The following is a 26,695-nucleotide window of genomic DNA, read 5'->3' as shown; positions in this document are numbered from 1 at the left end:
GCGTCGGCGGCATCAGCCAGGCAGGCCGACCACGGTCTTCACTTCCATGAAATCGGTCAGCCCGTAGCGGCCATTCTCGCGGCCATTGCCCGATTTCTTGTAGCCGCCGAACGGTGCGCCGATGTCGGGGCTCCACGAATTGATCGTGACCAGCCCAGCGCGCAGCTTAGATGCGACCTTCGCGGCGGCGGCGGGGTCACCGGAGATCGTCGCAGACAGCCCGTATTCGGTCGCGTTGGCGATGCGGATGCCCTCGTCCTGATCGGCATAGGCGGTGATCGTCGCGACCGGGCCGAACGTCTCCTCCTGCGCGATCCGCATGTCGGGGCGCACATCGGTGAACAAGGTCGGCTGGATGTAATAGCCCGCGTTGCGCCCGTCGGGACGCCCCACGCCGCCGGTGACCAGCGTCGCACCCTCGTCGATCGCCGACTGGATCAGCCCCTGGATCTTGTCGAACTGCGCCTTGTTGACGACGGGGCCGATATGCTGGCCCATCTCGGCGGGGTCGCCGACCTTGGTCTGCTCCATCATCGCCTTCACGATCGCGGTGGCTTCGGCGACCTGGCTGGCATGGACCAGCAGCCGGGTCGGCGCGATGCAGCTCTGTCCCGAATTGGCGAGCACGCCTGCAACCGTCGGCGGCAGGACTTTGGCGAGGTCCGCGCCCTCGAGCACGAGGTTCGCCGCCTTGCCGCCCAGCTCCTGATGGACACGCTTGACCGTCGGAGCGGCGGCCTGCGCCACCGCGATGCCCGCGCGGGTCGACCCGGTGAAGCTGACCATGTCGACGTCGCGGTGGCTCGACAGCGCCACGCCGACGCCGGGGCCATCGCCGTTGACGAGGTTGAACACCCCCGCCGGGACGCCCGCGGCATCCATGATTTCGGCGAGGATGATTGCGCAGGTGGGCGCCTCCTCGGACGGCTTCAGGATCATCGTGTCGCCCGCCGCCAGCGCTGGCGCGACCTTCGCGCAGATCTGGTTGAGCGGCCAGTTCCACGGCGTGATCATCGCGACGACGCCGAGCGGTTCGTGCACGACGGTCGCCTTGCCGATGACTTCGGAGAATTCGAACGCCGCCAGCGCCTTGGCGGTCGCGGAGAAATGCGCGAGGCCGGTCGGCGCCTGTGCCATCGACGCGAGCGCCATCGGCGCGCCCATCTCCTGCGACATCGCCTTGGCCAGATCGGGCATGCGCGCCTTGTACTCGGTCATGATCCGGCCGAGCACGTCGAGCCGCTCCTGAACGCTCGTCTGGCTCCAGCTTTCGAACGCGGCACGGGCGGCGGCGACCGCCTTGTCGACATCGGCCGCGGTGCCGAGCATGATCTCGGTACAGGGCTGTTCGGTTGAGGGGTCGATGACCTGGTGGATTCGGCCGCCGTCGCTGTCGACCCAGGCGCCGTCGATATACTGCTTCAGATAGCTCTTCATCATGCCTCTCCGCATCGTGTTTTGCAGAGGAATGGGCGTCGGGCGGATCGGTTGCAACCCGAAACGCGGAGCCTAGTTAGGGTCATGACCAACAGGAGACGGGCATGGCACGCGTAGCGACTATCAGGACGACCGGTGGCCCCGAGGTGATCCAGTGGGACGACGTCGACCTGCCCGCGCCAGGCAAGGGCGAGGTGTGGATGCGCAACACCGCGGTAGGGCTGAACTATATCGATACCTATCACCGCAGCGGCGTCTATCCGGTAACGTTGCCCTCGGGGCTCGGCAGCGAGGCGGTCGGCGTGGTGATGGCGGTGGGCGAGGGGGTCACGGGCTTTGCCCCGGGCGACCGCGTCGGCACCTTCGGCCCCACGCACGGGGCCTACGCCACCGAGCGCAACGTGCCCGCGGGCGAGCTCTTCCACCTGCCCGACACGCTCGACGACCGCACCGCGGCGGCGATACTGCTGAAGGGCTGCACCGCGGAGTTCCTCATCGAACGCTGCGCGCGCGTCGAGGCCGGGCAGACGGTGCTCGTCCATGCCGCCGCGGGCGGGGTCGGGCATATCCTGGTCGGCTGGCTGAAGGCGATCGGCGCGACCGTGATCGCCAGCGTCGGCAGCGAGGCAAAGGCCGAGCGGACGCGCAAGGCGGGGGCCGATCACGTCATTCTCCACCGGTCCGAGGACATCGCGGCGCGGGTGCGCGAGATCACCGGCGGGAAGGGCGTGCCCGTGGTGCTCGACGGCGTCGGTGGCGCAACGTGGGCGGCGTCGCTCGACAGTGCGGCGAAGCGCGGGCTGATCGTCAGCTATGGCAATGCGGGGGGTGTGGTGGACGGCGTCAATCTGGGCGTGCTGGCGGCCAAGGGGTCGCTGTTCGTGACGCGCCCGACGCTGTTCGATTATGCCGAGCACCGGCAGGCGATGGTCGATCGGGTGTTCGCGATGCTCAAGCAGGGCGCGTTCAAGCCGGAGATCGGCCAGACCTTCGCGCTGGAAGACGCGGCAGATGCGCACCGGGCGCTCGAGGCGGGGGAGACGTTCGGGAGTAGCGTGCTGCTGGCCTGAGCGCGCCGCAGCCATGTTCTCCCGCGAAGGCGGGAGGCCAGACTGGGGCGCCGCCTCCGCGGGGACACAGGGTCTGGATGTATCGTGCAGTTTGAGCCTCCCCGGTCGGTGGAGTTTGCAGAGCACCTCAACGGGAAAAGGGCGCCCGGATTGCTCCGGGCGCCCTTTTCTCTGTCAGCGCCGTGGCGAAGCCACGTCGTCGGTCGTCGCCATAGGCGACGCCGGCCGACAGCGGCTAAGCTGCCGGCACGGCAGATTAGCCGCTGTAGTACATGTCATACTCGACCGGGCTCGGCGTCATTTCCCAACGCGCGACTTCGGCACGCTTGATCTCGACATAGCTCTCGATCTGATCCTTCGAGAACACGTCACCCTTGAGCAGGAAGTCGTGATCGGCGAGCAGGCAGTCGAGTGCCTCGCGGAGAGACCCCGCGACGGTCGGGACCTGGGCGAGTTCTGCGGGCGGCAGGTCGTACAGGTTCTTGTCCATCGCTTCGCCCGGATGGATCTTGTTCAGGATGCCGTCCATGCCGGCCATCATCAGCGCCGCATAAGCGAGATACGGGTTGGCCAGCGCGTCGGGGAAGCGCACTTCGACGCGCTTCGCCTTGGGGCCGGTGCCGTACGGAATGCGGCACGAGGCCGAGCGGTTGCGCGCCGAATAGGCGAGCAGCACGGGCGCTTCGTAGCCGGGGACGAGGCGCTTGTAGCTGTTGGTCGTCGGGTTGGTGAACGCGTTGACCGCCTTGGCATGCTTGATGATGCCGCCGATGAAATACAGGCACATGTCGCTGAGGCCCGCATAGCCGTTACCGGCGAACAGCGGGGTCTTGCCTTCCCAGATCGAGAAGTGCGTGTGCATCCCCGAGCCGTTATCTTCCTTGATCGGCTTGGGCATGAACGTCGCCGTCTTGCCATACGCGTGCGCGACCTGGTGGACGACGTACTTGTAGATCTGCATGCGATCCGCGGTCTGCGTCAGCGTGCCGAAGGTCAGGCCCAGCTCATGCTGTGCGGCCGCGACCTCGTGGTGATGCTTGTCGCAGGGCAGGCCCATCTCGATCATCGTCGAGACCATCTCGCCGCGGATGTCGACGGCGCTATCGACCGGCGCGACCGGGAAATAGCCACCCTTGGCGCGCGGACGGTGGCCGAGATTGCCGCCCTCATATTCACGGCCCGAATTGCCCGGCAGTTCGATGTCGTCGATCTTGTAATAGCTGGTCGAATAGCTGTTCTCGAACCGGACGTCGTCGAACATGAAGAATTCGGCCTCGGGGCCGACATAGACGGTGTCGCCGACGCCGGTCGTCAGCAGATACGCCTCGGCGCGCTTGGCGGTCGAGCGCGGATCGCGGGCGTAGAGCTCGCCGGTCGACGGATCGGCTATGTCGCAGATCAGTATCATCATCGGCGTCGCCGAGAACGGATCGACATAAACCGCGTCGAGATCGGGCTTGAGCGTCATGTCGCTCTCGTTAATCGCCTTCCAGCCCTCGATCGACGAGCCGTCGAACATCAGGCCGTCGGTCAGTTCGTCTTCACCGATCAGGCTGGCGACCATCGTGAGATGCTGCCACTTGCCCTTGGGATCGGTGAAGCGCAGATCGACCCACTCGATCTCCTGGTCCTTGATCATCTTCAGGACGTCGTTGGCCGAATTTGCCATGATGCTAAGCCCTCTTTGCTCGATAGGTCGGCAGATATGCCGGAAATGATAGTGCGGCGCAGCGCGCTAATTCCACAGATTGTTGCGCCGCGTCAAATGAAGTCGGTGTCAGTAAGGCCGTTAAATCGCGTCGTCGTCGCGCTCGCCGGTGCGGATACGCAGCGCGCTTTCAACGGGAATGACGAAGATCTTGCCGTCGCCGATCCGGCCGGTCTGCGCGGCCGCGGCAATTGCCTCGACGACGCGTTGTGCCAGACCATCCGCGACGACGACCTCGAGTTTCACCTTGGGCAGGAAGTCGACGACATATTCGGCGCCACGATACAGCTCGGTATGGCCTTTCTGCCGGCCAAAGCCCTTGGCCTCGGTCACGGTGATGCCGCTTACGCCGATCTCGTGCAGCGCTTCCTTCACCTCATCAAGCTTGAACGGCTTGATGATGGCTTCGATCTTTTTCACAGGTACGCCCCCGATTGTCGTTGAAACCAACGCCCTACAGGGCGCCTTGCACCAAACGTGCCAGTTGTCGCCACCTTGGGCAACGACCGATTCACCCGTAAACCCTGCCCGAAAATACAGCATCCGGAACGGATGTGCACGATGCGGGGGCAGCGATCACAGAATTTCGTGCAGCCGCGCGATGGGCCGTCCGAGGCGGACGCCTTTGTCGGTCTCGACCAGCGGACGCTCGATCAGCAGCGGATCGATCATCATCGCGTCGAGGATCGCTTCGGTGTCGCCATGCTTGACCGCCTTTGCGCCGTCCTCCGCCATGCGCAGGCCATGGCGCGGCGTCATGCCCGCCCGGTCGTAAAAACGGACGAGTTCGGCGCGCGACGGGGGAGTCTTCAGATATTCGACGATCGTGACGTCCGCACCGGCCTCTTGCAGCAGCGCGAGCGCCTCGCGCGACTTGGAGCATTTCGGGTTGTGGTAGATCGTCGCCTTCACGAATGCTCCGTCGTCATTGGACTAGCCTCGGCCAGACCATGTGTCCCGCCCGGTTATTGTTCTCCCGCCTTCGCGGGAGAACATTCTAAGTGGCAGGAGCGCTTACGCCCCCTGCTTGGCGAGCCACTCTTCCAGCCACTTGATCGTGTACGCGCCCTCCTGAAACTCAGGATCGTCGAGCAGTGCACGGTGCAGGGGAATCGTCGTCGTGACGCCCTCGATCACCATCTCCTCAAGCGCACGCCGCAACCGTCGCAACGCGCCCTGACGCGTCGCGCCGTAGACGATCAGCTTGGCGACCATCGAGTCGTAATAGGGCGGCACGCGGTAGCCGGCATAGAGCCCGCTATCGACGCGGACATGCATCCCGCCCGGCGCGTGATAGAGCTTCACCAGCCCCGGCGACGGCGCAAAGGTGCGCGGATCCTCGGCATTGATGCGGCATTCGATCGCATGGCCGCGGAACTGCACGTCTTCCTGGCGCAGCGTCAGCGGATGCCCCTCGGCGATGCGGATCTGTTCGCGCACCAGGTCGAGGCCGGTGATCATCTCGGTCACCGGATGCTCGACCTGAAGCCGGGTGTTCATCTCGATGAAGTAGAATTCACCCGCTTCCCACAGGAACTCGATCGTCCCCGCGCCGCGATAGCCCATGTCGGCCATCGCCTTGGCAACGATGCCGCCCATCCGCTCGCGCTCTTCCGCGGTGATGATCGGCGAGGGGGCTTCCTCGAGCACCTTCTGGTGGCGGCGCTGGAGCGAACAGTCGCGCTCGCCGAGATGGATCGCGTTGCCCTCGCCGTCACCGAAGATCTGGAATTCGATATGCCGCGGATTGCCGAGGTATTTTTCCATGTAGACGGTGGCATCACCGAACGCGGCCTTCGCCTCGCTGCCGGCCTGCTGCATCTGCGTTTCGAGGTCTTCGGCGTCGGTGACGACCTTCATGCCGCGACCGCCGCCGCCGGATGCCGCCTTGATGATAACCGGATAGCCGATCTCATCGGCGATCCGCTTGGCCTCCGCGATGTCGCTGATCGCGCCGTCCGAGCCGGGGACGAGCGGCAGCCCGAGCGCGCCTGCGGTGCGCTTGGCCTGGACCTTGTCGCCCATCGTGCGGATGTGCTCGGGCTTCGGACCGACGAACAGGATGTTGTGCAGCTCGACGATCTCGGCGAACTGCGCATTCTCGCTCAGAAAGCCGTAGCCCGGATGGATCGCATCCGCGCCGCTGATCTCGGCGGCGGAGATGATGTTGGGGATGTTCAGATAGCTGTCGGTCGCCGACGGCGGTCCGATGCAGATCGCCTCGTCCGCGAGCCGCACGTGCATCGCGTCGGCGTCGGCGGTCGAATGGACCGCCACCGTCTTGATGCCCATCTCATGGCAGGCACGGTGGATCCGCAGCGCGATCTCGCCGCGGTTCGCAATGAGCAGCTTCTTGATTTGCTTCATTATTCGACCACGACCAGCGGCTGGTCGAATTCGACCGGCTGGCCGTTCTCGACGAGGATCGCGGTGACGGTGCCGGCCGAGGGCGCGACGATCGTGTTCATCACCTTCATCGCCTCGATGATCAGCAGCGTGTCGCCCGCATTGACCTTCTGGCCGACGGTCGAGAACGGCTTCGCCTCGGGGTTGGCAGCGAGATAGACCGTGCCGACCATCGGCGACTTGACCGCGCTTGCGCTGATCGCCGGGGCGGACGCGCCGACCTCGGCCTGCGGGATCGCCAGCGGTGCGGAGACGGCGGGCGCCGCAGGGGCGGGGGCATAGTGCGCGACGGGTGCGGCCTGCGCTGCCTTGCGTGCGACGCGGATCCGGCGCGAGCCGTCCTCGACCTCGATCTCGGTCAGCTGCGTGGTGTCGAGCAGTTCGGCGAGCTGGCGCACCAGGGTCACATCGACCTGCATTGCGCCTGTTGTTTCTGGTGTATCGGTCATGGCGGGGCCTCCTGTCAGAACCGTGCGACGGCTTCAAGCGCGAGCAGATACGAAAGCGCGCCGAAACCCGCGATCGTTCCCTTCGCCGCCTGTCCGACCAGGCTGATGTGCCTGAACGATTCGCGGGCGTGGGGATTGGAAAGATGGACCTCGATCACCGGCGTCTTCACGCCCTTGATCGCGTCATGGACCGCGACCGAGGTATGCGTGAATGCGCCGGCATTAAGGATGACGGCCTTCGCGCCGCGCGCCTGCGCCTCCTGGATCCAGTCGACGAGGTGCCCTTCGTGATTCGACTGGCGCATGTCGATCGTCAGGTCGAGCTCGCGCGCTCGATCCTCGAGCTGGCCGGCGATGTCGTCGAGCGTCTCGTCGCCGTAAATCTCCGGCTCGCGCGTCCCCAGCAGGTTGAGGTTGGGGCCGTTCAGGACGAAGATTGTCGCAGGGACGGTGGCAGGGACTGTCGCGGGCAAAGGCTGCTCCTGGTTGCAGGGGCGGCAAACCACCCTCTATATGCACCCCCCTTACCCGTTCGTGTCGAGCGAAGTCGAGACATGAGACCGGCAGCGGACGGGTGGTTTCCCGACTTCGGTCGAAACGAACGGAAAACTCTGCATGCCCCACTCCGACGGCACCGTCTCGATCACCGTGAACGGCGAGCACAAGCGTGTCTCCACCGGCCTCAGCCTTGCAGGGCTCGCGACCGAGCTGGGCCTCATCCCCGAAAAGATCGCGGTCGAACGCAATATGGAGGTGGTGCCGCGTTCGACGCTGGCGGACGTGATGGTCGAGGATGGCGACGACCTCGAGATCGTGCACTTCGTCGGCGGCGGCGATCATGCCGCGGCGATCAACACCGACAGCTGGACGGTTGCCGGCCGCACCTTCCGCTCGCGGCTGATCGTCGGCACCGGCAAGTACAAGGATTTCGCGCAGAACGCCGCCGCGGTCGAGGCGTCGGGGGCGGAGATCGTCACCGTCGCCGTGCGCCGCGTCAACGTCTCGGATCGCAATGCGCCGATGCTGACCGACTTCATCGACCCGAAGAAGATTACCTACCTCCCCAATACCGCGGGCTGCTTCGACGCCGAATCGGCGATCCGGACGCTGCGGCTGGCGCGCGAGGCGGGCGGCTGGGAGCTGGTGAAGCTCGAGGTGCTCGGCGAGGCGAAGACGCTTTATCCCGACATGGTCGAGACGCTGCGCGCGACGGAAATCCTGGCGAACGAGGGCTTCAAGCCGATGGTCTATTGCGTCGACGATCCGATCGCGACCAAGCGGCTGGAGAATGCGGGCGCGGTCGCGATCATGCCGCTGGGTGCGCCGATCGGCTCGGGTCTGGGTATCCAGAACCGCGTGACGATCCGGCTGATCGTCGAGGGGGCGGGCGTGCCCGTGCTCGTCGATGCGGGCGTCGGCACGGCGTCGGATGCTGCGGTGGCGATGGAACTCGGTTGCGACGGCGTGCTGATGAACACCGCGATCGCCGAGGCGAAGGATCCGCTGATGATGGCGGCGGCGATGAAATCCGCGGTCGAATCGGGGCGGCTTGCCTATCGCGCGGGGCGGATGGGGCAGCGGCGTTATGCCGATCCCTCGAGCCCGCTTGCCGGCCTGATCTGACACCATGACGCAAACGTCACGGAACCCTCGATAAAGACGGCCGTTATAGTCTCACAAGTTCAGAGCGGTACGATTGGCGTATCGCACAACATAGTGGAGGCTCTCATGGGCGAATTCACCGATAAGGTCGCAGCCGCAGGCAACAAAGTCGCAGGCAACGTCAAGGAAGCCGTAGGCAAGGCAACCGACAACGACCGTATGGTCGCAGAAGGCGAAGCACAGCAGGCCAAGGGTACTGCGCAGAACGTCAAGGGCAGCGTCAAGGGCGCACTCGGCGACGACATCTAAGCTTAGGCTTGATGAACGAGATTTGGCCGCTTCGGGAAACCGGAGCGGCTTTTTCTTTGCCGTCGCCATCGCGCGCTGCGCCGGGCTTGGTAATGGCGCTGCTGCCAACTAGGACCGCCAAATGACCAAGCGAGATACCGTATGACTCTGCCGACCCGCAGCTACGCCGCCTTCCTGTTCGATATGGATGGCACGATCCTCACGTCGATCGCGTCGGCCGAGCGGACCTGGACGGCATGGGCGATCGCGCACGGCCTGGATGTCGCGACCTTCCTGCCGACGATTCACGGCGTTCAATCGGTCGAGACGGTTCGGCGGCTGGGTCTGCCCGGCGTCGACCCGGTCGTCGAAGCGGCTGCGATCACTGCCGCCGAGATGGAGGATGTCGGGGACATTACCCCGATCCGTGGTGCGGCTGATTTCCTCGCGACACTGCCGGCTGGGCGCTGGACGATCGTGACCTCGGCACCGCGCGCGCTGGCCGAGCGGCGTCTTGCTGCCGCGGGTCTGGCGATCCCGGCGCAGTTCATCGCGGCCGAGGACGTCGCGAACGGCAAGCCCGCGCCCGACTGTTTCCTGCTGGCCGCCGAGCGTCTGGGTGTACCAGCATCCGACTGTCTTGTCTTCGAGGATGCACCGGCAGGTATTGCGGCAGCCGATGCCGCGGGATCCGATGTCGTCGTCATCACGGCAACGCATGGCCGCGACCACCGCGTGGACGCAGCGCGGCATGCGATTGTGGATTATGACGGTGTTGAGCTTACGGCCGACGGTCTTGGTCGCTGGCGGCTTGGCCGCGAATAAGGGCTGGATCATGACATCGTCGATCCGGCCGCATGACGGGTAACTATCCGAGATTGATCTGTTTTCGACGCATTATGGATATACACTGGTAATGAGTTGAGCGCAGGATCGGCGGATGGAATTTCCGGTGCGACCAGCCAAGCTCGAACGCTTCATGGACGACCAGGCCGTACTCGCGCGCATCGCACCGAACCCCGCGGTCGCGCAGATGCACCGCGACCTCGAACGATATTATCGCGAGCAGCTGGATCAGGCGCTGCGCCTGATCTGATCGCAGGGGCCGTAACCGGCGCCTGGGCCTGGATCAGAATAACTCCCCCTGCGGCCCCTGTGGCGCGCGGAACAGGTCACACCGCAGTCCGACCCGTTCCGCGTTCAGCCCGTGCTTGCGCACGGCGATGTCGAACCTGGTCTTCAGCAAGTCCGCCCAGGGGCCTTGCCCCTTCATCCGGCTGCCGAACCCCGGATCATTGTCGCGTCCACCGCGGATCGACTGGATCGTCGCCATGACCTTGCCGGCGCGATCGGGAAAATGCGCGTCCAGCCACGCACGGAACAGCGGCGCGACTTCCCAGGGCAAGCGGACCGGGATGAAGAACGCAAAACGCGCACCGGCCTGTGCGGCGCGCGCAATCAGATGCTCGATCTCGTGATCGGTAATCGCGGGGATCACCGGCGCGATCGAGACATAGACCGGCACGCCCGCCGCCGCGAGCGCGCTGACCGCCGCGAGGCGTCGCTCGGGGTGTGGTGCGCGGGGTTCGAGCGTTGCCGCGATCTTCGGATCGAGCGACGTGATCGACAACGCGACCGCGGCCAGACCCTTTGCCGCCATCGGGGCGAGCAGGTCCAGATCGCGGATGACGCGATCCGACTTGGTCGTGATCGTCAGCGGGTGGTTGGTCTCGGCCAGCACCTCGATGATGCCGCGAGTGATCCGCCAGTCGGCTTCGATCGGCTGATAGGGATCGGTGTTGGTTCCCAGCGCCATCGGCCGCGCGCTGTACCCCGGTTTCGCCAGTTCGGCCCGGAGCAGCGCGGCGGCGTCGGGTTTGGCGAACAGCCGGCTTTCGAAATCGAGGCCGGGCGACAGATCGTGAAACGCGTGGCTCGGTCGGGCAAAGCAGTAGATGCAGCCATGCTCGCAACCGCGATAGGGATTGATCGAGCGGTCGAAGGGGATGTCGGGTGACGCATTGCGACTGATGATCGTCCTGGCCCGCTCGACCGTGACGGTCGTCCGCAGCCGGGGTGCCGCGCCGTCAATCGCATCGCGCGCATCAAGCCAGTCGCCGTCCGCTTCGGTCTGCGGAAGGTTGAAGCGCGTGCTTTCGCCGTTCAGCGTCGCGCCGCGTACCGGGCGGGGTCTGGTCATGCCCGATACTAACATCGGGCGAGGAACGAATAAAGAACAAACGGGCGGCGTCCTCGACGCCGCCCGGTGTCGTCATGCGCGTTCAGAACCTGACGCCGAACCCCGCGATCGCCTGGTGGCGGCTGAAATCGAGGCTGGTCTTGGTCGTGCCGTCGTTCACCTCATAGCCGTTATAATCGGTGTAGACGTACTCGAGCTTGCCATAGAAGCGCGACGAGAATGCGGTCTGGATACCGGCCCCCGCGTGGAAGCCGCTGAGCGAGTCGGACCCCGCGACGTTGTTTTCCTCAACCGTCGCGTTGCGGTTGCTCAGGCGCAACCGGCCACTCGAAAAGCCGCCCTTCACATAGAGAAGCGTGGTCGGGGACAGGAGATAGCCGCCGCGGGCGCCGACGGTGATGTTGCGGTTCGCGGCGATGCAGGTGCGATCGCCCACGCTCACGATGTCGTTCTCGCACTCCTTCGCGCTCGATCCTTCGAGACCGGCATAGACGCCGAGCACCGCGCTGACATTGACCTGCGCGTCATAGCCGACCTCGCCGCCATAGGTGACGCCGCTCTTGCCGACGCGGACGCTTGCCGAGTCGTTCGCCGTGTCGACGTTCAGCTCGGAAATGACGCGTTCATAGCCGATCCGGGGTTCGACCCGCAGGCCCGAGACCTGGCTCGCCGGATTGCCGCGCGAATCGCGGTCGAATCGGTCATAGGCGCGACCGTCATAGGTCCGGCCGTCGGACGACTGCGCCACGACCGGCGTGGTGGCGGCCCCGGCTGCGACGAGCGCGAGCAGGTAGATGTTACGCATATTGATACTTCCCCCTTGCCGCCCGTCGTCGTCGACGGGCCGGTACCTGGCTGGTATCGCGCGGGAATGCTGACAGGACGTTAACCGGAAGCGCGGCAGGCCGGGTAAGGCGCCACGGATGGTCGCGCGGCGGTTTTGCGCGTAGAACGGGGTATGGCAGAGAATCTGACGACGGTGGAGCGGGCCTTCGAACTTGCGCGGTCCGGCGAGTGCGATTCGGTCAACGGCCTGCGCCAGCGACTGCGCCGCGAGGGGTATGACGCGGTGCATCTCCACCTCCACGGCGCGGCGATCAACAAGCAGCTCGTCGATCTGATCCACGCCGCGAGAGGCTGAACGCCACGATCATTTCTGGGCGAGGATCAACTCCTTCGGCATGTCGAGGCCCGACGCGGCCCAGGCGGATGCGGTGCGGCAAGTGATCCGGTCGATGCGGGTGCCGGTGACTGCGGGTTCGGTCAGGCAATATTTGCGCGACTTCGCATCATATTTCAGCGTCGTCATCTGGGCCTGTGTCGCGCTTCCCCGCGGAGCGGCGTTCGCGATCGTCGGGCTGGCGGCCGCGGCGATGGCGATCGTGATGAGGGCGACGGTGCGGCCGAGCGTACGCGTGGTTGGCAGAGCGGGCATGACGGTGTGTCCTTCCAGAAGATGAGGTCGAGCCGCCCGGGGGCGGCATGAAGACCAATGCATCTGGCGTGCCAGTTAACTACTACACTAAGACACTTCGCTTCTGCGCTCTAAAACCTCGTTTTTTTCGCCCGCAGCGGCGATCAGCGCGATCCACGCCCAGCGGAAATCGCGCCATCAGTTGGGAATCGATGCCGAAACATGGCCCGTCGACGTGCGCGGTCAGCGCTCGAGCAAGCGCGGCATCAGTTCGACGAAGTTGCAGGGCCGGTGACGGCTGTCGAGCTGGTCGCGCAGGATCCCGTCCCACCCGTCCTTCACAGCGCCGGTCGAACCCGGCAGCGCGAAGATATAGGTGCCGTGCGCGACACAGGCGCAGGCCCGCGACTGCACCGTCGACGTGCCGATCGTCTTGTAGCTGAGCATCCGGAACAGCTCGCCGAACCCGGGGATCATCTTTTCGGCGACGCGCTCGACCGCCTCGGGCGTCACGTCGCGGCCGGTGACGCCGGTGCCGCCCGTGGTGATGACGCAGTCGACTTCCGGATCATCGATCCAGGCGTGGAGGCGGGCGACGATCGTCTCGACGTCATCCTTCTCGATCCGGCGATCGGCGAGCACATGCCCTGCCTCTGCCAGCCGCGCGACGAGCGTATCGCCCGAGCGATCCTCGGCCAGCCCGCGCGTATCGGACACCGTCAGCACGGCGATCCGGACCGGCAGGAAGGTCCGGCTTTCGTCGATTGGCATAAAAGATCAGTCCGCGCGTGTGACGGTGGAGGATTGCGCGCCGACGCTCGCATTGACTGCGATCATCGGCTGATGCGCGGTGAGGCTCGCGCTCGCGCGCGCATTCGGCCGGGCGTTCATGCGGATCGCGGTCGCGCCGGGCAGGCCGGGGAAACGCGGCCACATGCCCTGTGCCAGTGCGTTGCGGCTGGTCGAGGCCTTCCGCCCACCCTGCGCCTCGTACATCCAGTAGTTGCGCAGCACGGTGGTGACGTAGCCGCGCGTCTCCCAATAAGGGATGCTTTCGATATACAGCAGCGGATCGCCATTATCGTGGACGATCGCGTTCCAGTCGCCGACCGGACGCGGGCCCGCATTATAGGCTGCGATCACCTTGGGTAGCAGCCCACCGGTCACGCCAGCCATGTCGCGCAGCCGTTCGAGATGCCGCTGGCCGATGTCCATGTTGGTCGACGGCTTGGTCAGCGCCTTGAGGTCGATCGACGTGCCGCGTTCGCGCGCAAAGTCGGTAGCCGCCGCGGGCATGATCTGCATCAGGCCGTAAGCGCCCGCGGGGCTGCGTACCGTGTTGCGGAAGCGCGATTCCTCGAGCGTGTGCGCGTAGACCAGCGCCTTGTCGATGTGCCAGCCGCTGTCGGGCGTCCAGTTCGGCGTCGGATAGCGCGCCTCGGCCGCGGTGGTGACCCCTTGCGGGCAGTTGTGCGCGAGCCAGACGGTCGTCGCGGGCAGGCTGAGTGCCTCTGCGACCCGAACGAGATTGCGGAATTCGCGGGGATCGCCGATCTTCGCCTGCTGGCGGATGACGGTATCGGCCAGTTCGGTCTCGCCGACCTCGACGAGCGCGGCTGCGACGCGGACATTGGGGCGCTTCTCGACGACCTTCCAATCGCGCGCGACCACGCCGCCGGGACCGCTGCCGCCGACCCGCGCGGGATCGGCCATTGCGAGCTGCTGGCGTGCGAGTTGTCCGTAGAAGCTTTCGCCGAACTGCGCCGCAGCCTTCAGCCGGCCCTGGATCTTGTCGGGACGCGCGCAGACCATGTCGGCGCGCGACGCCCAGTAGAGCGCCGCCGCGCGCAGGTCGACATCGCCCGCGCGTGCCGCGACGCCTTCGAACCCCGTACCGGCGTTGGCACAATCATTCTGCCGCCACGCAGCCAGCGCCCCGACCCAGCGGGCCTGGACCGCCCATTCGCCGACACCGTCCTGGCCCTTGGCGGCCATCACGCGCGCATTGGCGTCGTCACCCTGGAGGAAATAGATCCACGCGATCTTCTGCTGCCATTCGGTCAGCGTCTCGGGCGTGAGACCGGGCGTGCTGTCGAGCAGCGACTGTGCCTCGCGGCCCATGTCCGCCTTGACGTAAGGCTGCATCTTCAGCGCGAGGTCGGCGGCGATCATATCGCCTTTGAGGCTCTTCGCGCGCACCCGACGCGGTGCGCCGTCCTGCCAGATCAAACGCTGCGCGACGGGCAGGGGAGGCAGATCGACCGCGCCGCGGACCGTGGCGAGGCGTGCAATCTGTTCCGCCTCGGGCAGCTCGGGGGCCTCGTTCAGCAGCGCGACGAGCGGCGCCATCTCGATCCTTGGCGATCCCTTGGCGATGTACATCTCGGCGCGCGCGATCGCATGGAGCGGGCCGGGCTTCATGGTATCGAGCTGGATCTGCGCATCGGTCCATTTGCCGTCGCGGATCGCGCCGAAGACCGCGCGATAGGCGTCGCGCTGCGCCGGATCGAGCTGATCGGGAATCTGTTCGGCGGTCGGAGCACCGGCGACGAGTCGGGCATCGCCCGTACCGCTGTCGGCGATCGGTGCCGCCAGAGCGGGCAGCGGCAATGCCGCACAACCGAGCAGGATTGCGAGCGTGCGGGTCATGCCCGCGTCTCCTGAGACATCTGGCCCCCCATCAACATCTGCAAATCCTTCCAGGCTTCTGCCTTGGCCGCCGGCTTCTCGATCAGAAAGCGCGGGTGAAAGCTGGCGACCACGCCTGCTTCTCCGACCTTATGGCTAATTTCATGTAAACGTCCCCGCGCGGCCTGCAATTCCATCCCGAGGATGGCACGGCTCGCCGCATTGCCGAGCAGAAGCAACCGCTTGGGCGCAACAAGTTCGATGTGATGCTTGGCGATCTCCGCCAGCCGGTCCTCGACCTCGCGCTGGATGCGACCCGCGGTCGGGCGCTTGGCGCAGACCGCCGCGACATGGACCTCCGACCGGGTCAGCCCGATCGCGGCGAGCATGCGGTCGAGCAGGCGACCCGATGCACCGCTCAGCAATTGACCGGCGCCGCCATTGTCCGTGCCGTCGTCACGATCGGGGCAGTCCGCAAGCACCATGACCGTAGCGTCAGCCGGCCCTTCGGCCGCCAGCGAAATGCCGTTCCATCCCGCCTCGGGCACGTCCGCGCCGGTGCGCCAGGCCAGGAATTCGGTCAGCGACAGCGGCATCGTGGCGACCGCCACCGGCGGTGCGACGGGCACGCCGGCGGGCGCCGGCGGCGCGATAACCAGCGGTTCGGGTGCCGCGAACCAGTCGCGCGGGGCGTCGTCGACGAGCATGTCGACACCGGCATCGTGCCACCAGTCGAGCACGCTGACCGCGGCGTTGCGCCAGTCGATGGTCTGATCCGCCCCCATATGTCTCCTATGCTGCGTGGTTGACGTGGCGGTCAACTCGCGCAATCGCCTAAATAGACGCGACACGGACAAGACGGTGCCGGCCCGAGCCCGAACGAACGGGAGGGGCGGGAAGCCGGGCAGACAGGGACCATCCCCCGGGAGACGATGATGACGACACGTGAATCGATGCCCTACGACGTAGTGATCGTCGGCGCAGGTCCGGCGGGGCTTTCGGCAGCGATCCGGCTGAAACAGCTGGCGGCCGAGAAGGACGCGGACATCTCGGTCTGCGTGCTCGAAAAGGGATCCGAGGTCGGCGCGCACATCCTGTCGGGCGCGGTCATCGATCCCAAGAGCCTCGACGAGCTGCTGCCCGACTGGCGCGAGGATGGCTGTCCGCTGGCGGAAGTGCCGGTGACGGAGAATCACCACTGGATCCTCAGCAAGACGAAGAAGAGCGAGATGCCGCACTTCGTCACGCCGTCGTTCATGCACAACAAGGGCACCTATACCGGCAGCCTCGGCAATCTGTGCCGCTGGATGGCGGGCAAGGCGGAGGAGCTCGGCGTCGAGATCTTCCCCGGCTTCGCGGCTGCCGAGATCCTGTTCAACGACGACGGGTCGGTGAAGGGCGTCGCGACCGGTGACATGGGCGTCGCGCGCGACGGCACGCACAAGGGCGATTATACTCCGGGGCTCGAACTCCACGCCAAATACACCTTCTTTTCCGAAGGCTGCCGCGGTCACCTGACCAAGCAGCTGATCGCGAAGTTCGATCTCGCCAAGGACAGCGACCCGCAGGTCTACGGCCTGGGCATCAAGGAACTGTGGGACATCGATCCCGCGCTCCATTCGCCTGGCCGCGTCATCCATACGCAGGGCTGGCCGCTCAGCGAGACCGACGGGTCGAACGGCGGCGGCTGGATCTATCACCAGGCCAATGGCCAGGTCTCGATCGGCTTCGTCACCTGGCTGAACTACACCAATCCGCATCTGTCGCCGTTCCACGAGATGCAGCGCTGGAAGACGCATCCCGAGATCGCGGCGCTGCTCAAGGGCGCCAAGCGTGTCAGTTACGGCGCGCGCGCGATCAGCGACGGCGGGCTGCAGTCGATCCCGAAGCTGGTGATGCCGGGTGCCGCACTGATCGGCGACAGCGCCGGCTTCCTCAACGTGCCGCGGATCAAGGGCACGCACACCGCGATGAAGTCCGGCATGATGGCCGCCGAGGCCGCGGTCGAGGCGATCGTGTCGCAGCGCGGGCATGACGAACTCGCCGCCTATCCGGAGGCGTTCGAGCGCAGCTGGGTGAAGAAGGAGTTGTCGGTCGTCCGCAACGTCGTGCCGCTGGTCAAGAAGTTCGGCGACATGCTCGGGTCCGGGCTTGCCGGTGTGACGATGTGGCTCGAACATTGGGGTCTGAAGGTGCCGTTCACGCTGCACCATCATCCCGATCACGAAAGCCTGTGGCGCAAGGATCTGGTCAAGCCGATCGTCTATCCCAAGGCGGACGGGGTGCTGACGTTCGACCGGCTGTCGTCGGTGTTCATCTCGAACACCAATCACGAGGAGGACCAGCCGGTCCACCTGACGCTGAAGGACCCGGCGGTGCCGATCGCCTACAACCTGCCGATGTACGACGAGCCCGCGCAACGCTATTGCCCGGCCGGCGTTTACGAGGTGGTGGGCGAAGAGACGGGCGATCCGAAGTTCGTGATCAACGCGCAGAACTGCGTCCACTGCAAGACCTGCGACATTAAGGACCCGACGCAGAACATCAACTGGGTCGTGCCCGAGGGCGGTGGAGGCCCCAACTATCCCAACATGTAAGTCTGTCCTGCTGGCGATCGGCCTGCTGACCGCCCCGACGGCGGCGCTGGCCGACACCGGCGGTCTCTCGGCCTATCTCAAGGCGCGCGCCGCGGATGCGGACGGGCGGGTGACGATTGCCGCGGACCAGTATGCCCTGGCACTGGCGGCGGCGCCCGACGATCCGGTCGTTGCGATCCGCGCCTACCGGGAGGGGATCGAGGCGGGTGACATGCCGCTCGTCGCGCGCGCGGCGGGGGTGCTGGCGAGAGCCGGAGTCGCGCCTGCGGACGCCGCACTGTTCCCGCTCGCCGCCGCCGCGCGCAAGGGCGACACCCGGGCGACCCGGACGGCGATCGCCACGCTCGGCAAGGGCCCGCTGGTCGTCCTCGCACCATCATTGAACGCATGGGTCTCGCGCGCCGAGCACCGCGATCCGAGCGCGGCGCTGGCGACCGCAGGCAATGACCCGGTTGCACGCCGCTTCGCCGCCGAGACGCGTAAGCGCATCGCTGCCGCCCCCGCGCGCCAGCCACTCGGCCTTGCCGTCGCGCAAACGTTCGCGGGGCTGGCGGGAGACCTTATTGCAGGGGCGCCGTCGCCGCTGGCAATCGCGCTCGCCCAGGCTGCGGTGGAGGCCGATCCCGATTATGCCCCCGCGCGAATCGTCCTTGCCGACGCGCTTGCGCATAGCGACCGGGTCGACCGCGCGCTGGTGGTGCTCGACAGGGTCGATGGCACGTCGCCGTCCGCAGAGGCGGCGATCGCCAAGCGTCTCGAAATCCTGTCGGTCGCCGGCCGTGACGAGGCGGCGCTGGCCATCGCGAAGACACGCGCCGAGCGGCAGGAGGCGGTCGCCGGTGACTGGCAGCGTTACGCTGACCTGTTGCTGACGACCGGCGATGCGGCGGCGGCGGCGCAGTGGTATGGCCGGGTTCTGGCGGCGGATCACGGCGCGCCGGCGGCCGCGCGCGGCGGCTGGGGGGCGTGGCTGCAATATGGCGGGGCGCTCGATCAGGCGGGGCGCTGGCCCGAGGCGCGCGTCGCGCTCCGCAAGGCGGTTGCCCTCGCCCCGACGCAACCGCTCGCGCTGAATTATCTGGGATTCGCGCAGGTCGAGCATGGCGACGACATCGCGGGCTCGATCCGGCTGCTCGAGCGGGCGAGCCGGCTCGATCCCGCCAATCCGTCCGTCACCGACTCGCTCGGCTGGGCCTATCACCGCGCCGGCGATACGCGACGCGCACTGCCCTTGCTCGAGCGTGCCGCGCAGGCGGAGCCGACCAATGCCGAAATCGGCGATCATCTCGGTGATGCCTATTGGAGCATGGGCCGACGGTACGAGGCGCGCTATGCGTGGCAGGCCGCGATCGTCACCGGCGATGCCGAGGAGCGCGCGCGCATCGCCGCGAAGATCGACACCGGCCTGCCGATCGCTGCGCGCCGCTGACCCCTGATCCCGAGACCCCGATGCCGACGACGACCGAAACCGCACCTGCCAAGATCAATCTCGCGCTGCATGTGCGTCACCGCCGCGCGGACGGCTATCACGAGCTCGAGACGCTGTTTGCCTTTGCCGAGCATGGCGACGTCGTCACGGTGCGCACGGCGGACGCGGACAGCTTTGCCATCATCGGGCCGTTCGCCGCGGCATTGCGTCCGGCGGCGGGGGGCACCGACGCCGCGCCATGGGACGGCAACCTCGTGACGGCCGCAGCGGACGCGTTCGTCGCGACGTTCGGGATCGCCGCGCACCACGCGATCACGCTCGACAAGCGACTGCCGATCGCATCGGGGATCGGTGGCGGCTCCGCCGATGCCGCGGCGACGCTGCGCGCGCTGGCGCGGTTGCACGGCGTCGCGGTGCAGGATCCGGCTCTCCACGACATTGCCGCCCGACTGGGTGCGGACGTGCCCGCGTGCCTCGTCAACCGGACGACGTTCGGGACCGGGCGCGGCGACACGCTCGTCGAGGTCGACGGGCTGGCGGGAACGCCGTTGCTGTGCGTCAATCCGCGCGTGGCGGTGTCGACCGCGGCGGTATTTGGCGCGTGGGACGGGATCGACCGCGGGCCGCTCGGCAAGGGGCCGCTGCTCGAACGCGCGATTGCCGGGCGGAACGACCTCGAGGCGCCGGCCTGCGCGATCGCGCCGGAGATTGCCCGGGTGCGCGCGCTCCTCGACGCAGCGCCGGGCGTGCTGCTCGCGCGCATGTCGGGATCGGGGGCGACCTGCTTTGCGCTGTTCGACAGCATCGCGGCCCGTGATTCCGCGGCGACGGATGCCGCTGCGCAAGGCTGGTGGACGCTGGCGTGCACGCTGCGCTGAACACAGTTCAACTGCCGCTTCGAAACTGTTCGGCTTTGGGACTCCGGACGCTATAAAATCGATTGCATCGCACCAGTCGGAAGCGTCAAATCGGGATGTCCACTACCGGATCGGCGCCACGGTTTGCCGACCGGCCCAAGGTTTCTCCCAAGACGCCGAAGCGGACCCATGATGGGAGGGCGGTCACCGAAAGGCGGCCGCCCTTTTTCACATTCCCGGATGTTCCGCACTTGTTCCGTGAGAACAAAAGCAATACATGGCGTTTGACGCGTTGAATGGCACGCGCGCTTGCTTTAGCGATGGGAGCTTATCGATGGCCGCTAATCTGAAAGTGATCGACACCGGCATGGCAACAGCAACCAACGACCGGCAAAAGGCGCTCGATGCCGCACTCGCGCAGATCGACCGCGCGTTCGGCAAGGGCTCGGCGATGCGTCTGGGCTCGAAGGAGACGATGCAGGTCGAGGTGATCTCGACCGGCTCGCTCGGGCTCGACATCGCGCTCGGTGTCGGCGGCCTGCCGCGTGGCCGCGTGATCGAGATCTACGGTCCGGAAAGCTCGGGCAAGACCACGCTCGCGCTCCACGTCATTGCCGAAGCGCAGAAGAATGGCGGCACCGCCGCGTTCGTCGACGCCGAGCATGCGCTTGACCCGGTCTATGCCAAGAAGCTCGGCGTCAACATCGACGAGTTGATCGTGTCGCAGCCGGACACCGGCGAGCAGGCACTCGAGATCGTCGACACGCTGGTCCGCTCGAACGCGATCGACGTACTCGTCGTCGATTCGGTCGCAGCACTCGTGCCGCGCGCCGAAATCGAGGGCGAGATGGGCGACAGCCATGTCGGGCTTCAGGCGCGCCTGATGTCGCAGAGCCTTCGCAAGCTGACCGGTTCGATCAGCCGGTCGCGTTGCATGGTGATCTTCATCAACCAGCTCCGCATGAAGATCGGCGTCATGTACGGCAACCCGGAGACGACGACGGGCGGCAACGCGCTGAAGTTCTACGCCTCGGTCCGTCTCGACATTCGCCGCATCGGTGCGGTCAAGGCGGGCGACGAGGTCACCGGCAACCAGACACGCGTGAAGGTCGTCAAGAACAAGGTCGCGCCGCCGTTCAAGCAGGTCGAATTCGACATCATGTACGGGCAGGGCGTGTCCAAGCTCGGCGAGATCCTTGATCTCGGCGTGAAGGCCGGGCTGGTCGAGAAATCGGGTGCGTGGTTCAGCTATGACAGCGTCCGGCTTGGTCAGGGTCGCGAGAATTCGAAGACCTTCCTCAAGGACAATCCCGAGACCGCCGATCGTCTTGAAAAGCAGATCCGCGCGCGCACCGACAAGGTCGCCGAGGAAATGATGGTCGGTCCCGACGCCGAAGACGACGCCTGAGTGAGAGTCGGAGCCCTTTTCCTCGCGGGGAAGGGCTCCGCGTCCTGTGACAGGGCGAGGCAGCGTCCAGGGCTGATGGTTCGGGCGGGTCTCGTCTCGCCTGGTTGAGCTGATGGGCCGCAGCGGGACGCGTGTTGGGCGATCGTCCGGAAATCCAGTGAGCCCTAGCGGGCATATGCTTCACGACTTGCGTCAAACGCGCCACAAGAGCTGATCTTGTGCGCACAGACGGGAGTTCGACCATGCGATATGGCCAATCATGACCAGTGATCGAGACTGGACCGGACGCGTCGGCGACACCTGGGCCACGGAATGGCGCCGTACCGACCGCAGCTTCGAGGGGCTTGCGCCCGTACTAAACGCCGCGATCCTTGCGGCGGCAGGCCCGCAGACTCGTACTGTTGTCGATATCGGTTGCGGCGCCGGCGCCACGTCGCTGGCCAGCGCGCAGGCGCTGCCGGACGGGCAAGTGATCGGCATCGATCTTTCGCCGACGCTGATCGCAGTGGCGAACCACCGCGCGGGGCACCTGACCAATGTCGTGTTCCGCTGCGCCGACGTCGCGGCGAGCGTCGAGACGCATGCGCCGATCGACCTCTATGTCTCGCGGCATGGGGTCATGTTTTTCGCCGATCCGGTGGCCGCCTTTGCCCTGCTCGCTAAGGCCGCCGCCCCCGGCGCCGCGCTCGTCTTCTCGTGCTTTGCCGAGCGTGCAGCCAATCGCTGGGCGGTGGAAACCGTTGCGGGTGCGGATGACGCATCCGGACCGACGGGGGCCATGACCGCGCCGGGGCCCTTTGCCTTTGCCGATCCCGCCTATGTCGCGGAGCTGCTGAAGCAGGCCGGGTGGCGCGCGACGACACCACAGCGTGTCGACTTCGGCTATCGCGCGGGAGGCGGCGCGGATCCGGTGGCGGACGCGGTCGACTATCTCCGCCGGATCGGCCCCGCGGCGTCGCGGATCCGCGACACGCACGGCGCGGAACGCGAACGGGCGCTGGCGCGTCTGACCAGCGCGTGCGTCGATCGTCTGACCGGGGATGCGGTCGAATTTCCGGCCGCCGCCTGGATATGGACGGCGCACCCGGCGCGCGACAGCCAAGGGAGCCTGCCATGATCACCGTCCACCATCTCGAAAACTCGCGATCGCAGCGGATCCTGTGGATGCTCGAGGAACTTGGGCTGCCCTATGAGATCAAGCGCTATGCGCGCGATCCGAAGACGATGCTCGCACCCCCGGAACTGAAGGCGGTCCATCCGCTCGGCAAGTCGCCGGTGATCGAGGATCGCGACGTCGAAGGTGGCCGGGTCGTGGCGGAAACCGGCGCGATCGTCGAGTATCTCGTCGACAAGGCGGACGGTCGGCTCGGGGCCCCCGCCAAGCGCGCGGATGCGCTGCGCTATCGGTTCTGGCTGCATTATGCCGAAGGCTCGATGATGCCGCCGCTGCTGCTCAAGCTGGTGCTCGCGAAGATTCCGGTGATGGGGAAGATCGCGCTGAAGCGCATCCAGCCGATGATCGATGTCCATCTCGATTACGTCGAGGCAGAGCTCTCGCAACGCCCCTGGTTTGCCGGCGATCAGATGACCGCGGCGGACATCATGATGAGCTTTCCGCTCGAAGCGGCGCGCAGCCGTGCGGGGCTCGACGAATCACGCCCCGCGACGATCGCCTGGCTCGGCAAGGTTCATGCGCGACCGGCCTATCAGGCGGGCCTGCAAAAGGGCGGCCCCTATGCCTATGCCTGACCCGGGCACACGCCAAGAGGCGGGCGGGCCGACCGCCTCCTGACGTCCCGTGCCGCTCAGGCCTGGCCGGGCTTGATCTTCTCATAGCTGTCGACATTCACCTTCGGGCCATGCCCGGTCGGTGCGTGCGGCGGGTCGCGGTCGGCGGGTTCGCGCTCGTCGAGCCCGCCCTCCCATTTTGCGACCACGGTCGCGGCGACCGCATTGCCGATGACGTTGGTCGCCGATCGGCCCATGTCGAGGAAGTGATCGACTGCGAGGATGAGCAGGATGCCGGCCTCCGGGATCTTGAACATCGACAGCGTCCCGGCGATCACCACCAGCGAGGCACGTGGCACGCCGGCAATGCCCTTCGACGTGACCATCAGGACGAGCAGCATGGCGATCTGCTGCCCGATCGGCATGTCGATGCCGTAGGCCTGGGCGATGAACAGCGACGCGAACGTCATGTACATCATCGACCCGTCGAGATTGAACGAATAGCCGAGCGGCAACACGAAGCTGGCGATCCGCGGCGGCACGCCGAACCGGTCGAGCGCCTCGAGCGTGCGCGGATAGGCCGCCTCCGATGACGCGGCCGAGAAGGCGAGGATCAGCGGGTCGCGAATATAGCGCACCAGCAGCCGCGTCCGCGGACCGATGAGCAGGAAGGCGATGCCGATCAGCATCAGCCAGAGCAGCGCCAGCCCGAGATAGAAGGTCAGCATGAAATAGCCGAGATCGCCGAGAATGCTCGGGCCCCGTTCGGCGAGCGTCGCGGTCACCGCGGCGAACACCGCGAACGGCGCGAACCGCATCACGTAATTCGTGATCTGCAGCATCACCGCGACGAGCGCCTCGATCGCCTTGACGAGCGGGGCGGCCTTTTCGCCGACCGCGGTTATCGCGACGCCGACGAACACAGAGAAGACGACGATCTGAAGAATCTCGTTGCTCGCCATCGCCGAGATCATCGAGTCGGGAACGATATGGGTGATGAACTTGGCGAGATCGAATGCGGCTCGGTCGACGCCGCTCGACGCGGTCGCCGGCGGGATGGCGAGCGCGAGGCCGACGCCTGGCTGCAGCACGTTCACCAGGATCATGCCGAGCGTCAACGACAACAGGCTCGCGCAGATGAACCAGCCGAGGCTGCGCAGGCCGACGCGGCCGAGCGCGCCGGTATCGCCCATATGCGCGATGCCGACGACCAGCGTCGAGAAGACCAACGGCGCGATGATCATCTTGATCAGCCGCAGGAACAGCGACGTGACGATCGAGAAATAGCCGGCAATGTCCTTCAGCTGCGCGGCGGATTGCGCGCTGCCGTCGTCAATCGACGCGTTGAGGATCCAGCCGACGACCATGCCGGCGACCAGCCCGAACAGGATATAATAGGTTAGCCGCTTGGCCATTAAACGCTCCCGAAACTCGCGCAGGAGGGAAGGGGATTGCGGCGCCCGGGTCAAGGACCCTATCGTCCCGGCATGGCAATCTCTCCCGATTTACCCACCAGGCGCACGCTCCTCGGTGCCGCCGCCGCGCTCCCGCTGCTGTCGATCGGCGCGGTGCTGCGCGCCGCCGAGCCCGACCTGTCGGCGCTGTCCGATCTCACGGGGGGTGCCAAACCGATCGATGCGGACGAGCGCGCCGCCCGGCTGTCGCGCGCCCAGGCGCTGATGAAGGCGGCGGGAATCGGCGCGGTCCTGATCGAGCCGGGATCGTCGATGCTCTATTTCACCGGTGTCCGCTGGAGCCGGAGCGAGCGGCTGACCGCCGCGATCCTGCCGGTCGAGGGGCAGCCCTGTATCGTCACGCCGTTTTTCGAGGAGCCGTCGGTGCGCGAGACGCTAGCGGTGCCGGCGGAGGTCCGTGTCTGGCAGGAGGATCAGAACCCGCTCGCGGTGGTGGCGGGCTTCCTGCGCGATCGCCGGTTGATTGCGCGGCCGATCGCGATCGAGGAGACGATGCGCTTCTTCGCCGTCGACGCGCTGCGTCGGCTGGTACCGGAGGCGCGGATCGTGTCCGCCAATCCGGTGGTGCGCGGTTGTCGGATGATCAAGACGCCTGCCGAGATCGCGCTGATGCAGACGGCGACGGACGTCACGCTCGCGGCCTATCGCTGGACGTATGCGCGCGTCGAGACGGGGATGACCGGTCCCGAGATCGGCGCGCTGATGACCGCCGCGACCCGGAAGCTCGGCGGGGCGCCCGAATTCTCGATGGCGCTGGTCGGCGAAGCCTCGGCCTATCCGCATGGCAGCCGCGAGATCCACCGCGTCGCGAACGGGCAGGTCGTGCTGATGGATTGCGGGTGCACCGTGCAGGGCTATCAGTCGGACGTCTCGCGCACCTGGGTTCACGGATCGGCTACCGCCGACCAGCGCAAGACCTGGGACCAGGCGATACGCGGCCAGCAGATCGCGTTTGCCGCCGCGCGGATCGGCGCGACCGCGGGCAGCGTCGACGATGCGGTGCGGCAGCATTACCAGGCGCTGGGCTATGGTCCGGGCTATAAGCTGCCCGGGCTGTCGCACCGGACGGGGCACGGGATCGGCATGGACGGGCACGAGCCGGTCAATCTGGTGCGGGGCGAGGCGACGAAGCTCGCGGCGGGCATGTGTTTCAGCGACGAGCCCGGCATCTACATCCCCGGGCGCTATGGCATCCGGATCGAGGATTGCTTCCACATGACCGAAGCGGGGCCGAGCTGGTTCAGCGTGCCCCCCACGTCGCTCGATCGCCCGCTGGGCTGACGAGCCCGGGGCCTGTTCAGGCGGCCCGGCTCATCCATCGTTCGGCATGTGCTAGGGCGGCTGCGTCGTCGACGTCGATCCAGTCGATATCGCTGCAGTCGACGGTCTCGGCACGGTCCTGCGCGGCGAGCATGCGGACGCCTTCGGTCAGCGAGGGACTCGCCAGCGTGGCGAGCGCGTCGCCGAGGCGCGGCGAGATCGCAAAAACGCCCGTGTCATAGGCGTCATGCGGTTCGAGGCCCTTGCCGATCGCTACGATCGCCGACCCGTTGGTCGCGACACACGTGACGTCTTCGGGGTCGACCCAGGGATGGCCGAGCCGGCGGTCGATGCCGAGCCGAAGCCCGTTACCCGATCCGGCGGTGGCCATGCGGCGATACAGCGCGGGGAGGACGAGGTGGTCGCACATCGCGAGAACCGCGTCCTGCCCGGCCAGCGCCTCGGTCGCGGCAAGCACCGATACGCCATTGGGCTCGCGGTGGTCCGCAAGGACGGTTTCGACACGGAGCGGCCAGGCGCGGCTGGCGAGATAGGCCTCGATCGCGTCACGGCCGTAACTCAGCGTGACGATCGCACGCTTGAGGCCGGCCTCCGCAAGACCCTCGAGCGCATGCGCGATGAGGGGGCGGCCGGCGACCGGGCAGAGTGGTTTATAGGGCGCCGAGGCGCGAAGACGGCTGCCCTCCCCGGCGGCGAGGATGACAGCCGTCTCGATCAT

Annotated in this window: 28 protein-coding genes; 13 read left to right on the top strand and 15 right to left on the bottom strand. The window is 66.6% G+C overall.

Going from position 1 to position 26,695, the window contains the following annotated elements:
* Positions 1–12 precede the first annotated feature (12 nt).
* Entirely contained in the window at positions 13–1,437 is a 1,425-nt protein-coding gene (locus IFT87_RS10440; RefSeq protein WP_192008518.1) for an aldehyde dehydrogenase family protein, read from the bottom strand.
* A 104-nt stretch (positions 1,438–1,541) separates the two neighbouring features.
* Between IFT87_RS10440 and IFT87_RS10435 the strand changes: the two genes are divergently transcribed.
* Positions 1,542–2,507, top strand: coding sequence for a quinone oxidoreductase family protein (locus IFT87_RS10435; protein WP_037527673.1), 966 nt, complete (start codon positions 1,542–1,544; stop codon positions 2,505–2,507).
* A gap of 256 nt (positions 2,508–2,763) precedes the next feature.
* Here IFT87_RS10435 and glnA read toward each other — a convergent pair whose 3' ends face one another.
* The 6 genes from glnA to aroQ all read right to left on the bottom strand — a co-directional run bounded on the left by glnA (position 2,764) and on the right by aroQ (position 7,543).
* The gene (gene glnA / locus IFT87_RS10430; RefSeq protein WP_056674602.1) at positions 2,764–4,176 is read right to left on the bottom strand and encodes a type I glutamate--ammonia ligase; all 1,413 of its coding nucleotides are present in this window, start codon (positions 4,174–4,176) and stop codon (positions 2,764–2,766) included.
* 120 nt (positions 4,177–4,296) lie between these two features.
* The gene (locus tag IFT87_RS10425; RefSeq protein WP_031394505.1) at positions 4,297–4,635 is read right to left on the bottom strand and encodes a P-II family nitrogen regulator; all 339 of its coding nucleotides are present in this window, start codon (positions 4,633–4,635) and stop codon (positions 4,297–4,299) included.
* A gap of 156 nt (positions 4,636–4,791) precedes the next feature.
* On the bottom strand, positions 4,792–5,127 hold the full coding sequence (locus IFT87_RS10420) for an arsenate reductase family protein (RefSeq protein WP_192008398.1): 336 nt from the start codon (positions 5,125–5,127) through the stop codon (positions 4,792–4,794).
* Between the two features lie 102 nt (positions 5,128–5,229).
* Entirely contained in the window at positions 5,230–6,582 is a 1,353-nt protein-coding gene (accC, locus tag IFT87_RS10415; protein WP_031438893.1) for an acetyl-CoA carboxylase biotin carboxylase subunit, read from the bottom strand.
* Positions 6,582–7,070 carry an acetyl-CoA carboxylase biotin carboxyl carrier protein gene (gene accB / locus IFT87_RS10410; RefSeq protein ID WP_037527677.1) on the bottom strand — a complete coding sequence of 163 codons (489 nt, stop codon included), beginning with the start codon at positions 7,068–7,070 and terminating at the stop codon, positions 6,582–6,584. Before accB ends, accC begins: the two co-directional genes overlap by 1 nt.
* Positions 7,071–7,084: 14 nt before the next feature.
* Entirely contained in the window at positions 7,085–7,543 is a 459-nt protein-coding gene (aroQ, locus tag IFT87_RS10405) for a type II 3-dehydroquinate dehydratase (RefSeq protein WP_037527679.1), read from the bottom strand.
* A 142-nt stretch (positions 7,544–7,685) separates the two neighbouring features.
* On the opposite strand from aroQ, the gene thiS reads away from it, so the two are divergent.
* From thiS to IFT87_RS10385, 4 genes are all read left to right on the top strand, one after another.
* Complete coding sequence (gene thiS / locus IFT87_RS10400) at positions 7,686–8,693, top strand: sulfur carrier protein ThiS (RefSeq protein ID WP_081874033.1); 1,008 nt, start codon at positions 7,686–7,688, stop codon at positions 8,691–8,693.
* Positions 8,694–8,798: 105 nt separating this feature from the next.
* On the top strand, positions 8,799–8,981 hold the full coding sequence (locus IFT87_RS10395; RefSeq protein WP_031394577.1) for a CsbD family protein: 183 nt from the start codon (positions 8,799–8,801) through the stop codon (positions 8,979–8,981).
* A 141-nt stretch (positions 8,982–9,122) separates the two neighbouring features.
* Positions 9,123–9,785, top strand: a complete 663-nt coding sequence (locus tag IFT87_RS10390) for an HAD-IA family hydrolase (RefSeq protein WP_037527683.1) — start codon at positions 9,123–9,125, stop codon at positions 9,783–9,785.
* Between the two features lie 115 nt (positions 9,786–9,900).
* Positions 9,901–10,056, top strand: a complete 156-nt coding sequence (locus tag IFT87_RS10385; RefSeq protein WP_156360324.1) for a hypothetical protein — start codon at positions 9,901–9,903, stop codon at positions 10,054–10,056.
* Between the two features lie 33 nt (positions 10,057–10,089).
* Here IFT87_RS10385 and IFT87_RS10380 read toward each other — a convergent pair whose 3' ends face one another.
* Positions 10,090–11,160 (bottom strand): PA0069 family radical SAM protein, encoded by a 1,071-nt coding sequence (locus IFT87_RS10380; protein WP_037527685.1) that lies wholly within the window; start codon positions 11,158–11,160, stop codon positions 10,090–10,092.
* An 82-nt stretch (positions 11,161–11,242) separates the two neighbouring features.
* Positions 11,243–11,965, bottom strand: coding sequence for an outer membrane protein (locus tag IFT87_RS10375; RefSeq protein WP_037527686.1), 723 nt, complete (start codon positions 11,963–11,965; stop codon positions 11,243–11,245).
* Between the two features lie 153 nt (positions 11,966–12,118).
* Between IFT87_RS10375 and IFT87_RS10370 the strand changes: the two genes are divergently transcribed.
* Positions 12,119–12,301: a hypothetical protein gene (locus tag IFT87_RS10370; RefSeq protein WP_031394581.1), complete on the top strand. Its 183-nt coding sequence runs from the start codon at positions 12,119–12,121 to the stop codon at positions 12,299–12,301.
* A gap of 9 nt (positions 12,302–12,310) precedes the next feature.
* Here the strand turns inward: IFT87_RS10370 and IFT87_RS10365 are convergent, their stop codons facing one another.
* From IFT87_RS10365 to IFT87_RS10350, 4 genes are all read right to left on the bottom strand, one after another.
* Positions 12,311–12,595: a hypothetical protein gene (locus IFT87_RS10365; RefSeq protein ID WP_037527689.1), complete on the bottom strand. Its 285-nt coding sequence runs from the start codon at positions 12,593–12,595 to the stop codon at positions 12,311–12,313.
* A gap of 222 nt (positions 12,596–12,817) precedes the next feature.
* On the bottom strand, positions 12,818–13,345 hold the full coding sequence (gene moaB, locus IFT87_RS10360) for a molybdenum cofactor biosynthesis protein B (RefSeq protein WP_031394583.1): 528 nt from the start codon (positions 13,343–13,345) through the stop codon (positions 12,818–12,820).
* Positions 13,346–13,351: 6 nt separating this feature from the next.
* Entirely contained in the window at positions 13,352–15,223 is a 1,872-nt protein-coding gene (locus IFT87_RS10355) for a lytic transglycosylase domain-containing protein (protein ID WP_107045363.1), read from the bottom strand.
* Entirely contained in the window at positions 15,220–15,987 is a 768-nt protein-coding gene (locus IFT87_RS10350) for a uracil-DNA glycosylase (RefSeq protein WP_192008395.1), read from the bottom strand. The genes IFT87_RS10355 and IFT87_RS10350 overlap by 4 nt, the downstream gene beginning before the upstream one ends.
* Before the next feature lie 150 nt (positions 15,988–16,137).
* Here IFT87_RS10350 and IFT87_RS10345 point away from each other — a divergent pair, with 150 nt between their 5' ends.
* The 6 genes from IFT87_RS10345 (at position 16,138) to IFT87_RS10320 (ending at position 23,242) form a co-directional block, all read left to right on the top strand.
* On the top strand, positions 16,138–17,799 hold the full coding sequence (locus IFT87_RS10345; protein ID WP_159511200.1) for an electron transfer flavoprotein-ubiquinone oxidoreductase: 1,662 nt from the start codon (positions 16,138–16,140) through the stop codon (positions 17,797–17,799).
* Positions 17,771–19,228 carry a tetratricopeptide repeat protein gene (locus IFT87_RS10340; RefSeq protein ID WP_342211150.1) on the top strand — a complete coding sequence of 486 codons (1,458 nt, stop codon included), beginning with the start codon at positions 17,771–17,773 and terminating at the stop codon, positions 19,226–19,228. The genes IFT87_RS10345 and IFT87_RS10340 overlap by 29 nt, the downstream gene beginning before the upstream one ends.
* A gap of 20 nt (positions 19,229–19,248) precedes the next feature.
* Complete coding sequence (locus IFT87_RS10335; protein ID WP_031441730.1) at positions 19,249–20,106, top strand: 4-(cytidine 5'-diphospho)-2-C-methyl-D-erythritol kinase; 858 nt, start codon at positions 19,249–19,251, stop codon at positions 20,104–20,106.
* A 313-nt stretch (positions 20,107–20,419) separates the two neighbouring features.
* The gene (gene recA, locus IFT87_RS10330; RefSeq protein ID WP_031396669.1) at positions 20,420–21,493 is read left to right on the top strand and encodes a recombinase RecA; all 1,074 of its coding nucleotides are present in this window, start codon (positions 20,420–20,422) and stop codon (positions 21,491–21,493) included.
* A gap of 259 nt (positions 21,494–21,752) precedes the next feature.
* The gene (locus tag IFT87_RS10325; protein WP_042467728.1) at positions 21,753–22,610 is read left to right on the top strand and encodes a class I SAM-dependent methyltransferase; all 858 of its coding nucleotides are present in this window, start codon (positions 21,753–21,755) and stop codon (positions 22,608–22,610) included.
* Positions 22,607–23,242, top strand: coding sequence for a glutathione S-transferase family protein (locus IFT87_RS10320; RefSeq protein ID WP_031441732.1), 636 nt, complete (start codon positions 22,607–22,609; stop codon positions 23,240–23,242). The genes IFT87_RS10325 and IFT87_RS10320 overlap by 4 nt, the downstream gene beginning before the upstream one ends.
* A gap of 56 nt (positions 23,243–23,298) precedes the next feature.
* On the opposite strand, the gene IFT87_RS10315 is transcribed toward IFT87_RS10320, so the two are convergent.
* A complete protein-coding gene (locus IFT87_RS10315) occupies positions 23,299–24,636 on the bottom strand; it encodes a dicarboxylate/amino acid:cation symporter (RefSeq protein WP_037532961.1) in 1,338 nt (445 codons plus the stop codon).
* Positions 24,637–24,708: 72 nt separating this feature from the next.
* Here IFT87_RS10315 and IFT87_RS10310 point away from each other — a divergent pair, with 72 nt between their 5' ends.
* Entirely contained in the window at positions 24,709–25,977 is a 1,269-nt protein-coding gene (locus tag IFT87_RS10310; protein ID WP_037532969.1) for a M24 family metallopeptidase, read from the top strand.
* Positions 25,978–25,993: 16 nt separating this feature from the next.
* Here the strand turns inward: IFT87_RS10310 and IFT87_RS10305 are convergent, their stop codons facing one another.
* Positions 25,994–26,695, bottom strand: a complete 702-nt coding sequence (locus tag IFT87_RS10305; protein WP_192008393.1) for a phosphocholine cytidylyltransferase family protein — start codon at positions 26,693–26,695, stop codon at positions 25,994–25,996.

Source organism: Sphingomonas sp. CFBP 8765 (genome assembly GCF_014841445.1).
Classification (GTDB): domain Bacteria; phylum Pseudomonadota; class Alphaproteobacteria; order Sphingomonadales; family Sphingomonadaceae; genus Sphingomonas; species Sphingomonas aerolata.
Note: the sequence above shows the minus strand (reverse complement) of the source record. Positions and strands in the feature narration are given on the sequence as shown.

Excerpts from the sequence above, each read along its gene's own strand:
- IFT87_RS10440 (WP_192008518.1), bottom strand. The coding sequence starts at position 1,437 with ATGAAGAGCTATCTGAAGCAGTATATCGACGGCGCCTGGGTCGACAGC.
- IFT87_RS10435 (WP_037527673.1), top strand. The coding sequence starts at position 1,542 with ATGGCACGCGTAGCGACTATCAGGACGACCGGTGGCCCCGAGGTGATC.
- glnA (WP_056674602.1), bottom strand. The coding sequence starts at position 4,176 with ATGGCAAATTCGGCCAACGACGTCCTGAAGATGATCAAGGACCAGGAG.
- accC (WP_031438893.1), bottom strand. The coding sequence starts at position 6,582 with ATGAAGCAAATCAAGAAGCTGCTCATTGCGAACCGCGGCGAGATCGCG.
- accB (WP_037527677.1), bottom strand. The coding sequence starts at position 7,070 with ATGACCGATACACCAGAAACAACAGGCGCAATGCAGGTCGATGTGACC.
- thiS (WP_081874033.1), top strand. The coding sequence starts at position 7,686 with ATGCCCCACTCCGACGGCACCGTCTCGATCACCGTGAACGGCGAGCAC.
- IFT87_RS10395 (WP_031394577.1), top strand. The coding sequence starts at position 8,799 with ATGGGCGAATTCACCGATAAGGTCGCAGCCGCAGGCAACAAAGTCGCA.
- IFT87_RS10390 (WP_037527683.1), top strand. The coding sequence starts at position 9,123 with ATGACTCTGCCGACCCGCAGCTACGCCGCCTTCCTGTTCGATATGGAT.
- IFT87_RS10385 (WP_156360324.1), top strand. The coding sequence starts at position 9,901 with ATGGAATTTCCGGTGCGACCAGCCAAGCTCGAACGCTTCATGGACGAC.
- IFT87_RS10380 (WP_037527685.1), bottom strand. The coding sequence starts at position 11,160 with ATGACCAGACCCCGCCCGGTACGCGGCGCGACGCTGAACGGCGAAAGC.
- IFT87_RS10375 (WP_037527686.1), bottom strand. The coding sequence starts at position 11,965 with ATGCGTAACATCTACCTGCTCGCGCTCGTCGCAGCCGGGGCCGCCACC.
- IFT87_RS10370 (WP_031394581.1), top strand. The coding sequence starts at position 12,119 with ATGGCAGAGAATCTGACGACGGTGGAGCGGGCCTTCGAACTTGCGCGG.
- IFT87_RS10365 (WP_037527689.1), bottom strand. The coding sequence starts at position 12,595 with ATGCCCGCTCTGCCAACCACGCGTACGCTCGGCCGCACCGTCGCCCTC.
- moaB (WP_031394583.1), bottom strand. The coding sequence starts at position 13,345 with ATGCCAATCGACGAAAGCCGGACCTTCCTGCCGGTCCGGATCGCCGTG.
- IFT87_RS10355 (WP_107045363.1), bottom strand. The coding sequence starts at position 15,223 with ATGACCCGCACGCTCGCAATCCTGCTCGGTTGTGCGGCATTGCCGCTG.
- IFT87_RS10350 (WP_192008395.1), bottom strand. The coding sequence starts at position 15,987 with ATGGGGGCGGATCAGACCATCGACTGGCGCAACGCCGCGGTCAGCGTG.
- IFT87_RS10345 (WP_159511200.1), top strand. The coding sequence starts at position 16,138 with ATGACGACACGTGAATCGATGCCCTACGACGTAGTGATCGTCGGCGCA.
- IFT87_RS10335 (WP_031441730.1), top strand. The coding sequence starts at position 19,249 with ATGCCGACGACGACCGAAACCGCACCTGCCAAGATCAATCTCGCGCTG.
- recA (WP_031396669.1), top strand. The coding sequence starts at position 20,420 with ATGGCCGCTAATCTGAAAGTGATCGACACCGGCATGGCAACAGCAACC.
- IFT87_RS10325 (WP_042467728.1), top strand. The coding sequence starts at position 21,753 with ATGACCAGTGATCGAGACTGGACCGGACGCGTCGGCGACACCTGGGCC.
- IFT87_RS10320 (WP_031441732.1), top strand. The coding sequence starts at position 22,607 with ATGATCACCGTCCACCATCTCGAAAACTCGCGATCGCAGCGGATCCTG.
- IFT87_RS10315 (WP_037532961.1), bottom strand. The coding sequence starts at position 24,636 with ATGGCCAAGCGGCTAACCTATTATATCCTGTTCGGGCTGGTCGCCGGC.
- IFT87_RS10310 (WP_037532969.1), top strand. The coding sequence starts at position 24,709 with ATGGCAATCTCTCCCGATTTACCCACCAGGCGCACGCTCCTCGGTGCC.
- IFT87_RS10305 (WP_192008393.1), bottom strand. The coding sequence starts at position 26,695 with ATGATCGAGACGGCTGTCATCCTCGCCGCCGGGGAGGGCAGCCGTCTT.